This is a genomic window from uncultured Nitrosomonas sp. (genome assembly GCF_902826915.1).
GTDB lineage: Bacteria > Pseudomonadota > Gammaproteobacteria > Burkholderiales > Nitrosomonadaceae > Nitrosomonas.
This window is the reverse complement of the sequence record NZ_CADEGP010000064.1, coordinates 1-15,671: the sequence shown is the minus strand read 5'-3', so window position 1 is coordinate 15,671 and position 15,671 is coordinate 1. Positions and strand designations below refer to the sequence as shown.

14 protein-coding genes are annotated in these 15,671 nt (G+C 42.7%); 13 read left to right on the top strand and 1 reads right to left on the bottom strand.

What is annotated here, in order from left to right; all coding sequences use genetic code 11:
• Positions 1-269 precede the first annotated feature (269 nt).
• The gene (locus tag QZV86_RS11060; protein WP_295627883.1) at positions 270-485 is read left to right on the top strand and encodes a hypothetical protein; all 216 of its coding nucleotides are present in this window, start codon (positions 270-272) and stop codon (positions 483-485) included.
• A gap of 47 nt (positions 486-532) precedes the next feature.
• Here QZV86_RS11060 and QZV86_RS11055 read toward each other — a convergent pair whose 3' ends face one another.
• The gene (locus QZV86_RS11055; protein WP_295627879.1) at positions 533-2,254 is read right to left on the bottom strand and encodes a diguanylate cyclase; all 1,722 of its coding nucleotides are present in this window, start codon (positions 2,252-2,254) and stop codon (positions 533-535) included.
• A 599-nt stretch (positions 2,255-2,853) separates the two neighbouring features.
• Here QZV86_RS11055 and QZV86_RS11050 point away from each other — a divergent pair.
• From QZV86_RS11050 to galU, 12 genes are all read left to right on the top strand, one after another.
• Positions 2,854-3,138, top strand: a complete 285-nt coding sequence (locus QZV86_RS11050; protein ID WP_295627876.1) for a DUF1499 domain-containing protein — start codon at positions 2,854-2,856, stop codon at positions 3,136-3,138.
• A 248-nt stretch (positions 3,139-3,386) separates the two neighbouring features.
• Entirely contained in the window at positions 3,387-6,191 is a 2,805-nt protein-coding gene (locus QZV86_RS11045; RefSeq protein ID WP_295627873.1) for a monovalent cation/H+ antiporter subunit A, read from the top strand.
• Positions 6,191-6,520: a Na+/H+ antiporter subunit C gene (locus QZV86_RS11040; protein ID WP_295627870.1), complete on the top strand. Its 330-nt coding sequence runs from the start codon at positions 6,191-6,193 to the stop codon at positions 6,518-6,520. Before QZV86_RS11045 ends, QZV86_RS11040 begins: the two co-directional genes overlap by 1 nt.
• Positions 6,517-8,055 carry a monovalent cation/H+ antiporter subunit D gene (locus tag QZV86_RS11035; RefSeq protein WP_295627867.1) on the top strand — a complete coding sequence of 513 codons (1,539 nt, stop codon included), beginning with the start codon at positions 6,517-6,519 and terminating at the stop codon, positions 8,053-8,055. Before QZV86_RS11040 ends, QZV86_RS11035 begins: the two co-directional genes overlap by 4 nt.
• 5 nt (positions 8,056-8,060) lie before the next feature.
• Complete coding sequence (locus QZV86_RS11030; RefSeq protein WP_295627864.1) at positions 8,061-8,552, top strand: Na+/H+ antiporter subunit E; 492 nt, start codon at positions 8,061-8,063, stop codon at positions 8,550-8,552.
• Positions 8,546-8,815, top strand: coding sequence for a K+/H+ antiporter subunit F (locus QZV86_RS11025; RefSeq protein WP_295627861.1), 270 nt, complete (start codon positions 8,546-8,548; stop codon positions 8,813-8,815). The genes QZV86_RS11030 and QZV86_RS11025 overlap by 7 nt, the downstream gene beginning before the upstream one ends.
• Before the next feature lie 3 nt (positions 8,816-8,818).
• Positions 8,819-9,232 (top strand): Na+/H+ antiporter subunit G, encoded by a 414-nt coding sequence (locus QZV86_RS11020; RefSeq protein WP_295627858.1) that lies wholly within the window; start codon positions 8,819-8,821, stop codon positions 9,230-9,232.
• 308 nt (positions 9,233-9,540) lie between these two features.
• A complete protein-coding gene (cysD, locus tag QZV86_RS11015; RefSeq protein ID WP_295627855.1) occupies positions 9,541-10,437 on the top strand; it encodes a sulfate adenylyltransferase subunit CysD in 897 nt (298 codons plus the stop codon).
• Positions 10,437-12,341 carry a sulfate adenylyltransferase subunit CysN gene (cysN, locus tag QZV86_RS11010; RefSeq protein ID WP_295627853.1) on the top strand — a complete coding sequence of 635 codons (1,905 nt, stop codon included), beginning with the start codon at positions 10,437-10,439 and terminating at the stop codon, positions 12,339-12,341. The genes cysD and cysN overlap by 1 nt, the downstream gene beginning before the upstream one ends.
• Before the next feature lie 81 nt (positions 12,342-12,422).
• Positions 12,423-13,382, top strand: a complete 960-nt coding sequence (locus tag QZV86_RS11005; protein ID WP_295627850.1) for a DHH family phosphoesterase — start codon at positions 12,423-12,425, stop codon at positions 13,380-13,382.
• A 79-nt stretch (positions 13,383-13,461) separates the two neighbouring features.
• Entirely contained in the window at positions 13,462-14,493 is a 1,032-nt protein-coding gene (gene galE / locus QZV86_RS11000) for a UDP-glucose 4-epimerase GalE (RefSeq protein WP_295627847.1), read from the top strand.
• Positions 14,494-14,576: 83 nt separating this feature from the next.
• Positions 14,577-15,458: a UTP--glucose-1-phosphate uridylyltransferase GalU gene (galU, locus tag QZV86_RS10995; RefSeq protein WP_295627844.1), complete on the top strand. Its 882-nt coding sequence runs from the start codon at positions 14,577-14,579 to the stop codon at positions 15,456-15,458.
• Positions 15,459-15,671: the final 213 nt, after the last annotated feature.

Below are 15,671 nucleotides of genomic sequence, written 5' to 3'. Positions count from 1 at the left end.
ACCCTTGATCGCCGCTATGGCCACATTGGCTTTAAATCCCGCTGCGTGATTCCTTCTCGTCCTTCTCATACTCTCGTTCCTTTTTTGTCGCCTATTGCACGACTTGGGTCGAGCAAGATTGCCACTTAAAGGACTGTCCGAATTTGCGAGGCCACTTTTCTTTTATATTCCAAAAATATCAGGATAAATGATTTCTAATCCAGAATTTAATTTATATGTCGTTATGATTTACTGGGTACATTCCCACCAAACCTACGAGGAGGTTTATCATGATGAGAAGTAAACCATTGTCTAATAATATTAACGAGATAGATCCTGTGTCTGTAGATTTTGATGACGAGGATGCGCTGGCTGATGGCATGATTCCAGATAGTCTCATCGTCAAACTTATCGATGAATTGGAAATTGGTGATGATGATTTTGACGCTGCGGAAGAATCTGGAATCGCAATGAAATCTTTAGGGTTTCACCAATACTACGAGTGATGGAGAAATACACTTTAGACGGTCTTGCTGATATTTAGGTATTTTTATCACTGGTACTGTTTCTGATCGGAGAGATTTGGATAGACACAATTACGTCCTTTTTTCTTAGCGTGATATAACTGCCGATCCGCTTGCGCGATTAATTCATTCAGAGATACGTCGGTATTCTGAGTAGTCGCAACGCCAAAGCTTGCGGTAAATGAGAGCTTCTCTCCCTTATCAATAGTGATTTGAATGGCCGTGATTCTTTTGCGCATCCTGTCCGCAATGGCTATCGCATCCGTCAATCCGGTTTCCGGCAGAAAAATAAGAAATTCTTCTCCTCCCCAGCGTGTCAGAATATCTCCACTCCGCGCTTCTTCTTGTATCGTTTTTGCCAATTGGGCAAGAACATGATCGCCCAAAGGGTGCCCATAATTATCATTCAACAATTTGAAGTCATCAATATCGAGTATTATTACCGAGGTACAATTTCTATTGTGTAAACTTATGGCCCACATTGGTTGCACAAATTTATAAAAGGCTCGTCTGGTATTTAAGTTAGTTAACAAATCAATATCAGCTATTTTCTCAGCTGTCAGTTTATCTCTTTGGGTGATCTTAAAACGTTCAGCAAGTGCCAGTGCCAGTAGAATCGCATCCGCCACCATCCCAATTTCAGCGGCCCGGTAAGTAAGCCAGTTGAAAGGAATGAAGCCCCATACCGCATTAGCTGTAATAATGCCGCCACATATTGTAAAAATTGATGCCCAGAGAAAATATTGGGCAATTCTGTTTTCTGTTTGTAGAGAAACGACACCTAGTATGGTAGCAATGATATAGAAATAAAATATAAAAAACAATGAGATGAATAGTGTTGCTATGAATTTATCGGCCAAAACTGCGATCAGTGCTAATACGCTAAAGCTGAGACAACAGGCGACGATCAATTGATATATGCGAGGCCTGGCAATTTTGATATTTAAAAAGTTCAATGCAAATGCGAAGCCACTTAAAGTACACGACACCATTAATACCGGATTGGACCACTGCTGCCAGCGCGGTGAATCAGGCCACAACCACTGATAGCCATGACCGGTATATGCAGCATTAAGCAGTAGAAATAGTAAGAGATAGAGTGAGTAAAAAAGATAGGGGCCTGTGCGTAATCCGATATGCAGCATAAAATTGTAAGCAATTAAAGCTAAAATAACTCCGTATATCAATCCGTAGCTATATGCTTGCAGTATACTTCTGTTCACTATTTCTTCTGCGGTAAGGAAATAAATGGGTATAACCATCGCGTCGTCGGTTTCAACGCGAATTAATACAATAGTGTCACCAGTTTCAAAATCATGCTCGGCAACAAAAAATCGATGACTAAACGGTCGTTGCGAAAATAACAAGCTATCACCGAGATGATAACTGTTAACTAATTGGTTTCTCTTGAGATAATAAACATCAATCTTGTCCAGCCAGGAGGTTTCAAACAACAAATTTCGAAGCACAGTGTCATGCGTATTATTTCTGACGTGGAATGCGAGCCATACAGGTTTTGCGCCGATGCCAAAATTAAGCACGGAATCGTTGGATTGTGAAAAACGACCATTTTTGAACGCATCATATGCACTTTGCATACTCAGGAAGGTATCGTTAATTTGATAAATTTGAATATATTGACCAATCGGCTCTTTGTGTTTTTGATTAATATCGATACCTTGTGCGTTTGCCAGCAAGCTACAGAATAAACCTACGAATATTACCGCTAACCATACGGATATGTTTTTCATAAACTGCTTGTTTGCAATAGTCAAGGATAAAGAGCAATAAGTCGTATTGAACAGATTAAGCTCATGTGAACTTAAGTTTCATAAGCAAATACACGAGATGTATAATAATTATTAATGAAGAATTATACTGCTTCTCTGTAAAGCAAAAAGCAAAGTCGTTATTTTTTTATATCGTAAAAACAACTAAGACAAAAAATTTGAAGAATAGAACGTCTAGCTTTATTTCTGAGAACCTGAATTTTCTTGATCAGCTGCGTTGATAGCAGTATTATCGGTAATTGTTCTAGGGTCAATTGAAACTTTGCGCGCTATCAAAACAAAACAGCCAGATACTGCTAAAACCTTAACCGATTTAGTCTTAGGCTGATTGGATCATACCGACCTTCATGGTCATGTGAGTTGGCGCCGGAGCGCTACGAATTCACGTAGTGAATCCTCCTGGATTGATCGCTATAAAGTGCTGTGTACGGAATCATATAATCCGCTGAATCGTTTTAGCCGGAGAATCAATCTAAGTTCCAGAATGAAGATAATCCAAATCCGATTCAATCATTATGGATCCGATATATCGATCAGATTTTTGAACAAATGGTTATATATTGGCAGAGAAGCGTGGCTGGAAAGTTGCAGCTATTCCTATTGCTGGTGGCAGGATTGGGACTACCAATACTGTGTCCAGTATAGATTTTAAGAATAATGGCGTGATTCGAATACAATCAGAAGGCAAGAAATACGCGGATATGCGTTTTGCTTCCAGGATCGGAAAGAGAGATTTTGGAATCAATGCCGTGCATATGGGGTTTCCTGGCTGGGTTAGAATAAATAATGGAGATAAGTCATTTCGCTACGAAATTAATCATCAAATAAATAATCCGCATAGATAGCAATGGTATCATTTCACGGATTATTTTCTATTTTGGTTCTTGTAGGGAGTCGGTATTTTTATTAAAAAGAATTTATTTCATTTTCATCAATGGAATAAATTTATCAAAAGATTGAAGCATGCTTATAAGGTACCAGTGTACAAAAAATTATATATTTTTCTACAGAATCGAACTTAAGCTACTGATGCTGAAATGAGTTATGTAAATTAAGCAGGAAATATTCAACCGCTAACAGTATCCTAATTTTTATGAATTTATCGCTTGTCGCCCTTATACCTTTTGTCGGCGCCATTTTAGTTGCATCTATTTCCCGCTTAGGTAGATTACATGCTGCCTGGGGTGCTGGTACCGTGACGTTACTCGCGTTAGCCTTTTTGTATCCCATGATTGCTGATGTTTTTTCAGGACAAATTATCATTCAGCGTTTCAGTTGGATACCCATGCTTGGCCTGGATATAGTCTTTCGTCTTGATGGATTGGGTTTGTTATTTTCACTGATGATCTTGGGTATTGGCTTGCTCATTATCCTCTATGCCCGGTATTACTTGTCTGAGCGGGACGACATGGGGCGTTTTTTTGCTTACTTGCTGATGTTTATGGGTTCTATGCTGGGAATTGTATTGTCAGAAAACATTATTCAGCTGTTGATTTTCTGGGAATTAACCAGCCTATCGTCGTTTCTGCTCATTAGCTACTGGCAACATCGGCAGGAATCCCGCAGTGGTGCACGCATGGCGTTGGCCGTCACTGGCGGCGGTGGATTGGCACTGCTTGGTGGCTTTCTGTTATTGGGTGAAATCTGCGGCAGCTATGATTTATCCGTGATTCTTGCATCTGGCGATAGTATCCGTGCGCACGCTTTATATTTACCGACGTTAATCCTGGTATTGCTTGGTGCTTTCACTAAATCAGCGCAATTTCCATTTCACTTCTGGTTGCCCAATGCCATGGCGGCTCCTACACCGGTATCCGCTTATTTGCATTCAGCTACCATGGTAAAAGCGGGGGTGTTCTTGCTGGCCCGTTTGTTCCCTGCCTTGTCGGGTACACCAGAATGGTTCTGGCTAGTTTGCACGACAGGTCTGACCACATTGCTTGTTGCTGCTTACATCGCCATGTTTAAGCACGACTTGAAAGGCTTGCTTGCGTACTCGACAATCAGTCATCTGGGCTTGATTACTTTATTATTTGGTATGGGTACGCCGCTTGCGGCAGTTGCCGGTGTTTTTCATATTATTAATCACGCGATTTTCAAAGCATCCTTATTTATGGCTGCAGGTATCATTGATCACGAAGCAGGTACACGTGATATGCGCCGTTTGAGAGGATTGTGGAGATTTATGCCACATACGGCATTGCTGGCCATGGTGGCTGCCGCTTCTATGGCAGGTGTGCCATTATTTAATGGCTTCTTGTCTAAGGAAATGTTTTTTGCCGAAACGTTGCATCATGCCAATCAACCGTGGGGATGGCTTATGCCTACTGCAGCAACTTTAGCTGGTATTTTTGCGGTGGCTTACTCATTACGCTTCATTCATACGGTTTTTTTTAGTGGTGAGCCGGTTGATTTGCCCAAAACGCCACATGAGCCTCCTCGTTGGATGAAAGTACCAGTGGAAATTCTGGTAGGTTTATGTCTGCTGGTTGGCATATTGCCGGCATTAACTGTAGAGCCCATTCTTGCAGTGGCCTCAGCAGGTGTTCTGCAAGGCCCTGTTCCAGATCATGATTTAGCAATCTGGCACGGTTTCAACCCTGCATTATGGATGAGCATTATTGCATTATCTGGTGGAATTTTAATTTATTTAGTCCGTCGTCCATTATCCGCATTGCACGATCGATTCGTTGATCGAGTAGAATTTAAATCACTATATAATTATCTGCTTAACCAGCTTTTCAAAATCTCTAGTTATATAACTTATTTACTGAATTCAAATTCGCTACAGCAGATGCTATTTGTTTTTATGATTTTTATCCTGATGCTCGGCTTGGCAGGTTTCAACGAAAATGCATCCGCTTTAACCGGAGATCGTGCGTTATTACCTATGGATGGTGTCAGCATACTTGTTACGCTGATTCTTGTAATTGCTGCAATTGGAGCCGTTATTCTACACCGGCAACGTCTTGTATCGCTCATTTTAATGGGCGCAGTGGGGTTGGGAGTATCTCTTGTTTTTATCAAGTTTTCTGCACCGGATCTGGCCTTGACACAATTATCCGTCGAGGTAGTAACGATTGTTCTGATGCTATTAGCGTTATATTTTTTACCGCAATTTTCACCACTAGAATCTGGAAATTATATACGTAGCCGTGATGTCATGGTCGCTACAGCGGCAGGTTTAGGCGTGAGCTTATTAGTTTGGGCCATATTGACCCGCCCATATCATAGTATCGCAGATTATTTTTTAAGCAACAGTGTGCCGGGTGGCGGCGGAACCAATGTAGTCAATGTCATTTTGGTTGATTTCAGAGGCTATGACACGCTCGGCGAAATTACTGTACTCGCATTAGCCGGGCTGGGCATATATGCGATGCTGCACCAATTGAAATTATCCGGTTCTGAGCAGGATAGTGAGGGACAAACCTGGGATCGTGATTTACATCCGGTTATCATGGCCTCGTTTGTGCGCTTGTTATTACCGCTTGCCTTGTTGGTATCTGTGTATATTTTACTGCGCGGGCATAATCTTCCCGGCGGCGGCTTTATTGCCGGATTGATAACTGCGGTAGCGCTAATCATGCAATATTTGGCCAATGGTGTCACGTGGGCGCATACTCGGTTGTCGGTCGATATGCATAATGTGATTGGTGCGGGTATTTTCATTGCTGCGTTGACCGGTCTTGCCAGTTGGTTTTTTGACCATCCTTTCTTGACATCCACCTTTAGTTATTTACATTGGCCGATAATTGGAGAATTCGAGTTAGCTTCTGCCATGATTTTTGATCTGGGTGTTTATCTGGTTGTCGTCGGCACCACGTTGTTGATACTTATTCATCTTGGCCTGGTACATAAAGAAAGTCATTTGACAAACGTCAGAAAGAGAATCCGTTAATGGAAGCATTGGTAACAATACTGATTGGAACGCTCACGGCTTGTGGTGTTTACTTGGCTTTACGTGGACGGACTTTTCCGGTCGTGCTGGGTTTGACCTTTTTGTCTTATGCCGTCAACTTATTTCTATTGGTCATGGGACGACTCACTGTTGGCAAGCCGCCAATTATAGTGGACGGCATAACGGAGTATGCGGACCCCTTGCCGCAGGCGTTAGTGTTGACAGCTATTGTGATCAGCTTTGCCATGACTGCTTTTGTCATTGTGTTGTCCCTCAAGGCGCACCTGGAAATGGGGAATGATCATGTGGATGGAAAGCATAAACCATGATCAGCCATATTGTTATTCTTCCTGTAATATGGCCGCTGTTGCTGGGTGCATTGTTATTATTGCTACAAAAACAAAGTCTACAAGTGCTGCGTATTGTGAGCATTTCATCCGTCAGTGTTTTGGTCTTGTTAGCGGGATGGCTGCTCAGTATCGTTAACAGCGGCGAGATTCTAGTTTATGTGTTGGGTAATTGGGCGCCGCCATTCGGTATCGTTCTAGTTGCCGATCGGCTTGCGGCCTGGATGCTCATCATTACTGCGCTGGTTTCGTGGTGCGCGCTAGTTTACGCTGTACGTGGCACTGACACTGTCGGCCCGCATTTTCATGTTTTATTTCAATTGCAATTATTTGGATTAAACGGCGCATTTTTGACCGGTGATTTATTTAATTTGTTTGTATTTTTTGAAATTCTGCTGCTTGCTTCCTATGGCTTATTACTGCATGGTGGAGGGCGGTTGCGCACGATGGCCGGGTTGCATTTTGTCATCATCAATCTCGTAGGTTCAACTTTGTTTCTGTTTGCCGTGGGAACACTCTACGGACTTTTGGGCACGCTGAATATGGCGGATCTGGCTGTTAAAGTTGCCAATACTCCTGTCGAAGATATTGCGCTCATTCGTACCGCTGGCTTACTGCTGTTTGCTGTGTTTGCCCTCAAAACCGCTCTTTTGCCACTTTATCTATGGTTGCCTGCGGCGTATGCGCACACATCCGCTCCAGTTGCAGCTTTGTTTGCCATCATGACCAAGGTTGGCGCATACTGCATTCTGCGTGTTTATACCTTGATCTTTGGTGAACAGGCTGGTCCAATTGCCGACTTGATCGAACCCTGGTTGTTGCCATTAGCTTTGGCCACACTGATCGCAGGTGTGCTGGGTGTGCTGGCAAGTACGTATCTGCGCCAGCAAGTGGCCTATCTGGTGGTTGCATCCGTCGGTATGCTGCTCATCGCTTTTGGCATCAATACAAGTGCCGGAATAGCTGCTGGATTGTATTACTTGCCACATTCCACCTTTGCCGCTGCAGCGTTTTTTCTACTCGCTGATAGCATTGTTAATCGTCGTGGCGAAATGAGTGATCGATTTGAACCGGGTCTGATCATGGTGCACCAACGGATAGTAGGTACACTTTTTTTTATAGTGGCCATTTTAATAGCTGGGTTACCACCATTATCTGGCTTTGTCGGAAAATTTTTGATTTTGCAAGCGGCACTGTCACATGCTGCTCTTTCATGGATAATGACCATTGTATTAATAACCAGCCTGTTTACTATCATTGCATTGGCGCGTAGCGGGAGTTTGCTGTTTTACCGGGCGCAAGCTCCGGAAGCGACCCATACAACAGCGGATGACCATATTCAACCTATTATTACGTCTCATGGTATAAGTGGGTTGGCGATACCTGTCTGCTTGCTTGCGCTATGCGTGGCTTTAATGGTTTGGGCTGGTGCAATTACTGAGTTTGCACAGGCAACAGCAAACCAATTGCTGCAGCCCGATGACTATATTCAATCTGTGCTAGGTACTGGAAAATAATAACCATGGCTCGTCTACTACCTCATCCAATTTTATCTCCCACACTGGCATGTTTATGGTTGTTGCTGGTAAACAGCATAACACCCGGGCAGGTTTTTCTCGGCCTATTGCTGGGCTGGATGATACCATTGTTGACCCTGAGCTTCTGGCCAGAGGCCGTGACTATCCGCAAGCCACTTACCTTGCTGCGATATATTGGATTGTTACTGATTGATATCATAATGGCCAATTTCACCGTAGCACGTTTAATTCTTGGCGATCCAGACCGGCTCAAACCGATTTTTGTTGAATTACCATTAGACCTAACATCCGATCTGGCTATCAGTTTATTGGCTAACAGCATCACATTGACACCAGGAACTGTGTCGGCGCGGTTATCTGAAGACCGCCGATATTTATTGGTTCATGCGCTGAATGAAACTGATCCAGATGCGCTGATCGCGACAATTAAGCGCCGCTACGAACGCCCATTACAGGAGATTTTTGAGTTATGTTAGGTTCTGTAATTCCAATTGCGCTTGGATTAGTAACAGCGGCTGTCGCCATGAGTTTTTGGCGCTTACTGTGCGGCCCCAGCATGCCGGATCGGATTCTGGCACTGGATACTTTATATATAAATGCTATTGCATTGTTGATGTTGTTAGGTATTCACCTAGGCAGTGCGCTATTCTTTGAGGCGGCACTACTGATTGCTTTGATGGGCTTTATAGGTACTGTTGCATTGTGCAAGTATTTACTGCGCGGTGATATTATCGAATAAATCATGCTGGAATATTTGTTATCTTTTCTAATTCTGACGGGCGCTACCTTAACTTTCATTGGTTCTTTAGGCCTTTTGCGATTTAAGGATTTTTATATGCGCTTACATGGACCGACCAAAGCCACAACTTTAGGAGTTGGCAGTCTGCTGATCGCATCGGCGTTATTTTTCAGCAGTCGTAATGTCGGTATCAGTCTGCACGAAATACTGATTACGGTGTTTCTTGTTATCACCGCTCCGGTGAGTGCACATTTACTTGCTAAGGCAGCATTGCATCTGAATTTGCATTCGTTTGCGAAAATGCCGGCAAAATCAACAAAGAGAGAAGAAGGGACAGACGATGACGCAATGGATACCCAAACACCGGAAGAAAAATCTTCTTCATCAGATACGGATGTACCCCGCAAACCGGTTTAGTCTTGAAACTTAGTATTACTTGGTTTGAGTATTCAAGCGATTGTCTCTTACTTGAATAAACAAGTAGATTGATAGGAATACTATAGTAAGTTTTGAGGTTAGATTCTTTAGTACCTGCTATCATTCAATAATAAAGTCAAGAGTTGATTCACATCCACAATTTTGTTAAATAGGAAATCAGCAGAATTGCTTCTAAGTAAGTATCAAAATTACAGGGATAAACTGGTTTATTTCGAGAAAATAAAAATTATAACTTATATTAATATAATTCTAATGCTACTACTTTTTATGGAAGGAAATTATTAACAATGTTGACACATATACAACGCCTTGAAGCGGAGAGTATTCATATCATGCGGGAGGTGGTTGCAGAGTGCGAGCATCCAGTGATGCTCTATTCTATCGGCAAGGATAGTGCAGTGATGTTGCATCTTGCAGTAAAAGCATTTTATCCCTCGAAGCTACCTTTTCCATTGTTACATGTCGATACGACATGGAAATTCAGGGAGATGATTGAATTTCGCGATGTAATGGCAAAGAAATTAGGGCTTGATCTTATTGTTCACATTAATCCCGAAGGAGTTACAAAAGGAATTAACCCTTTTACACACGGCTCCGCAGTTCATACGGATATCTGGAAAACTGAGGGTTTAAAGCAAGCATTAGATAAACATGGTTTTGATGTTGCTTTCGGTGGAGCCCGTCGCGATGAGGAAAAATCACGCGCCAAAGAACGGATTTTTTCCATTCGATCAGCACAACATCGTTGGGATCCCAAGTTACAGCGCCCCGAGTTATGGCGGCTGTATAACGCGCGCAAGAATCCGGGTGAAAGTATTCGTGTTTTTCCGCTTTCAAATTGGACCGAGCTCGATATTTGGCAATATATCCATTTGAACAATATTCCTATTGTGCCATTGTATTATGCTAAAGAACGACCTGTTGTAGAGCGTGATGGTACTTTAATTATGGTTGATGATGACCGTTTGCCGATGCGAGAAGGCGAATCTCCGATGATGAAGAAAGTTCGTTTCCGCACACTGGGTTGCTATCCTTTAACCGGTGCGATTGAGAGCGAGGCAAGTTCCCTGGTGGATATTATTCAAGAAATGTTACTGGCAAGAACATCTGAGCGTCAGGGGCGATTAATCGATCATGATTCCACAGGTTCGATGGAGAAAAAGAAACAGGAGGGTTACTTCTAATGGCACATGTATCTGATTTGATTGCCGAAGATATTGAGTTGTATTTAAAAGCGCATGAGAACAAAAGCATGCTTCGGTTTATCACTTGCGGCAGTGTTGATGATGGGAAAAGCACTTTAATTGGGCGGATGTTATATGAGTCCAAGATGCTGTTTGAAGATCAATTGGCTCAATTAGAGGCAGATTCCAAAAAGGTAGGTACCCAAGCCGGTGACTTAGATTTTGCATTATTGGTTGACGGGCTTTCTGCGGAACGTGAGCAAGGGATAACTATTGATGTGGCCTATCGTTTCTTTTCTACCGATAAGCGCAAGTTTATCGTCGCAGATACACCAGGCCATGAGCAGTATACCCGCAACATGGTTACAGGGGCCTCAACAGCCGACGTGGCGGTAATTCTTATTGATGCACGCAAAGGTGTCCTGACACAGACGCGGCGTCATAGTTATTTAGTTTCATTAATTGGAATTCAACATGTGGTGCTTGCGATCAATAAGCTGGACATGGTGGATTATTCAGAAGAAATTTTTCATCAGATTAATAAAGAATATCGTGAATTTGCAGAAGAATTAGGGTTGAGTAATATTGTAACCATTCCGATGTCAGCCCTTAAAGGCGATAACATTACCTCATTGAGTGCCAACACGCCATGGTATCACGGTGAAACATTGATGGGATATCTGGAGAATGTGCAGGTCGAGGATATCAATGTGGAATCTGGGGTTTTTCGCATGCCGGTACAATGGGTCAATCGCCCTAATCTGGATTTTCGAGGTTACTCGGGCATGGTTGCACGTGGCAGCGTCAAGCCAGGTGATCTTATTCGTGTATTACCTTCCGGCAGAGAAAGTCGTGTAACTCGTATTGTGACCAGTGATAGCGATTTAACGCAGGCAGTTTCAGGGCAATCGATTACATTGACACTGGCTGATGAAATTGATATCAGCCGTGGAGATATTTTAGCTGCCACCGATACTCTACCGGGTGTGGCCGATCAATTTGAGGCCACGATTGTCTGGATGGTAGATGAATCGATGCTTCCCGGTCGGCCGTATTTGATGAAAATCGGAACAAAAATAGTCACCGCTAATGTTTCGGTGCTGAAATATAAGGTAAACGTTAATACGCTTGAGCATGTCGCTGGCACCAAGCTGGAACTCAATGAAATTGGTATTTGTAACCTCAGTACTGACCAACTGATCGCTTTCGATCCTTATAAAGAAGATCATGACATCGGTGGTTTTATCCTGATTGATCGCTTAACTAACAATACGGTTGGTGCTGGCATGCTACATTTTGCCTTGCGCCGGTCGCAGAATATCCACTGGCAGGCGATCAATATCAATAAGCAAGCACATGCTGCCACAAAAAGGCAAAAGCCGTTTATTCTTTGGTTTACTGGTTTATCTGGCAGTGGTAAATCAACCATTGCTAATTTAGTCGAGAAGAAACTCTATTCTATTGGCAAACATACCTATCTGTTGGATGGAGATAATGTGCGCCATGGACTTAATAAAGATCTTGGTTTTACTGATGCGGATCGGGTTGAAAATATTCGCCGTATCGCGGAAGTTGCTAAATTAATGGTCGATGCAGGCCAGATTGTATTGGTATCATTTATTTCACCTTTCCATTCAGAACGTAGGATGGCCAGGGAATTGGTAGAGCAAGGTGAATTCTTTGAGGTATTTATTGATACGCCTATTCATGTCGCAGAAGAGCGCGACCCCAAAGGATTGTACAAGAAAATGCGTCGAGGTGAATTGAAAAATTTCACCGGAATTGATTCGCCTTACGAAGCACCAGAAAATCCGGAAATACATATTAATACAACGAAGCTTACTCCAGAGCAGGCCGTTGATGAGATTGTCAACTACCTGACGCATATAGGCGCTTTAGGTTAATTCTTCAATAGTCATTGTACGTTGAATAAAAAAATTAAAGTTAATTTTTTTTCATATGGTTATATATAGGAAGCTATTCAGATGAATCGTTTTTATGTATTTAATGGTGACGCGGATGGCGTATGCGCTTTACATCAACTCAGACTTGCAGATCCAACAGCTGCTAATCTGATAACTGGAGTTAAGCGTGATATCAAGCTATTGGATCGAGTGGAGGCAAATCCCGGCGATCTGGTGACAGTACTCGACATTTCTCTGGACAGTAATCGCAAAGGATTGATGCGATTATTGGAGGCGGGTGTCAGGATAGAATATTTTGATCATCATCACGCCGGAGAGATACCGCAGCACCCTAACTTGATTGCGCATATCGATTTATCTGCCGATGCCTGTACTAGTCTTCTGGTCGATCAGCATCTAAAAGGGAAATTTCATCTGTGGGCAATTACTGCCGCTTTCGGCGACAATCTCGTGCAAAAAGCTCGTCAACTGGGAGCCACAGCAAAATTAACGGAAACTGAGATTGATCAACTTGCACATCTGGGTGAGTATCTAAACTACAATGGCTATGGTGATAATTTACCTGATCTGCATTTTCATCCCACTGCACTTTACGAAGAAATCAGACCTTATACGAATCCATTTGATTTCATCGCTGAATCGAATGCTTTTAGGAAGCTTTCTGATGGATATCAGGATGATACGAGTCGAGCAGATTCATTGCAGCCCTTGACAACCGAAGAACGGTATGCTGCCTATTTATTGCCAGATGCTCCTTGGGCAAGACGCGTTAGCGGTATCTTTGCCAACAAACTGGCAAACGCGCATCCCCAACGTGCACATGCGGTGATAACGCCTAATCATGCCGGCAATTATACTGTAAGCGTACGAGCCTCTCTCACAAACCCAAGTGGTGCTGATGTATTGTGTTTGCAATTTGATACAGGAGGAGGGCGCAAAGCCGCAGCCGGCATCAACCATTTACCAACAGGTTCATTAGATAATTTTATCAGTAGCTTTAAACAACACTTTTGTAGTTAGTTCAGTGAAGCACCGGAAAATTTAGGCGAACCTCAATCCGACTAAATAAATCGATTACTTCTTATTGAGGGTTATCGTCATGATTCTTGTCACTGGTGGCGCCGGATATATTGGATCGCATACATGCGTTGAACTGCTTAATGCCGGTTTTGATGTAACCGTGTTTGATAATTTTTGCAACAGCAAGCCCGAAGCACTGGTACGTGTAACACAAATCAGCGGCAAAAAACCTGAGTTAATATCCGGCGATTGCCGCGATCGTGCTGCCATGGTAGCAGCCCTCAAGCAAAGCAAGGCTACCGCTGTTATACATTTTGCTGGTCTCAAAGCAGTTGGCGAATCTGTTGATCACCCACTGTCATATTACGATAATAATGTTGTAGGTACATTGCGCCTTTTGGAAGCAATGCAAGAATGTAATGTCAAGACCCTGGTATTTAGTTCTTCTGCAACGGTTTATGGCGATCCCGTTAAGTTACCGTTAACGGAGGATCATCCGCTCGCTCCCACCAATCCCTATGGTCGCAGTAAGTTGATGATTGAAGATATATTACGTGATTTCCAACACAGCGACTGTTCGTTTCGAATCGGCATATTGCGTTATTTTAATCCAGTAGGTGCACATCCAAGCGGCTTAATCGGTGAAGATCCGCAAGGAATACCAAATAATCTGATGCCTTTTGTGGCACAAGTTGCAGTTGGCCGCAGAGATACTCTAAGTGTATGGGGCAACGATTATCCAACTGTCGATGGTACGGGGGTACGTGATTACATCCATGTCGTTGATTTAGCGCTTGGTCATCTCAAGGCATTGGAAACATTGGGAGCCATACAAGGCGAGCAACAAAATGGTCAATATCCGAACTGTTTGACCGTAAATCTAGGTACCGGCAGAGGCTACAGTGTTTTGGAGGTTGTTCGCGCTTATGAACAAGCAAGTGGACAGTCTATTCCTTATCGAATCGCACCTCGACGCTCAGGCGATATTGCTTCTTGTTATGCGAATCCGGATCGCGCCTATGAATTGCTTGGTTGGCGAGCGAAGCTTGGATTGGATGAAATGTGCGCCAATAGCTGGCATTGGCAAAACACGAATCCAAATGGTTATTGAAATTAGGGTGCATCACCTTTTGGTTTATCAATCAGTAAATCAATTCTGATTTAATCTATTAAGAAATATTAAGGAGATATCGAATGAAAGCAATTAGAAAAGCTGTATTTCCTGTTGCCGGATTAGGAACCCGTTTTTTACCGGCAACTAAAGCAAATCCTAAGGAAATGCTGCCTATCGTTGATAAACCGTTGATTCAATTCGCCGCAGAAGAGGCTGTTGCCGCTGGCATTGATGTGTTGATTTTTATTATTGGCCGCAACAAGAGTTCAATTCCAGATCATTTTGACAAAGCCTTTGAATTAGAAGCCAAGTTGGAAGAAGGCAGAAAAAAAGAAATGCTTAATGTAGTTCGCAATATTTTACCCGCACGTATTGATTGCGTTTATATTCGTCAGGCAGAAGCATTGGGATTAGGTCACGCTGTTTTATGTGCACAGTCCGTAGTCGGTGATGAACCTTTTGCGGTATTGCTGGCGGATGATTTAATCAATGCGAATGAGCGTTGCTGTCTGAGTCAAATGACTGATATCTATAATCAGAATCATTGTTCAGTTTTAGGAATTGAACGGGTGCCGCACGAAACAGTCAATCGCTACGGTATTATCGATAGCGCGCCAATTTCAGATAATTTATCTAAAGTTAACGCTATTGTAGAAAAGCCGGCGATTGATCAAGCACCTTCCAATCTTGCGGTTGTCGGGCGTTACATCCTGACACCACGAATTTTTAAACTTCTGGAACAAACCCAGCGTGGCGCTGGTAATGAAATTCAACTCACGGATGGCATTGCAAAATTGCTAAACGAAGAATCTGTATTGGGCTATGAATTTCAAGGCAAGCGTTTTGATTGTGGCAGCAAGTCAGGTTACTTGCAAGCAACAGTGGAATATGCATTACAGCATCCTGAACTTAAAGATGAATTTAAAAACTATTTGACTGAATTAACAAAGGAATATACCTGATACTTGCACAGAAGCTGGATTTGCGTAAATTTCTGCTTTAAACAGATTTACGCAAATCCAGCGCTTAAATATCCTCATTTGCAATTCACCGTGGATTTTTTATAAGACTGTTTGTTAAGGTTCAAAAAACCATTTCAATAGGTAATCAAATCATTATGCATAGAAGCGGCCTCGCAAATTCGGACAGTCCGATAAGTGGTAATCTTGCTCAAC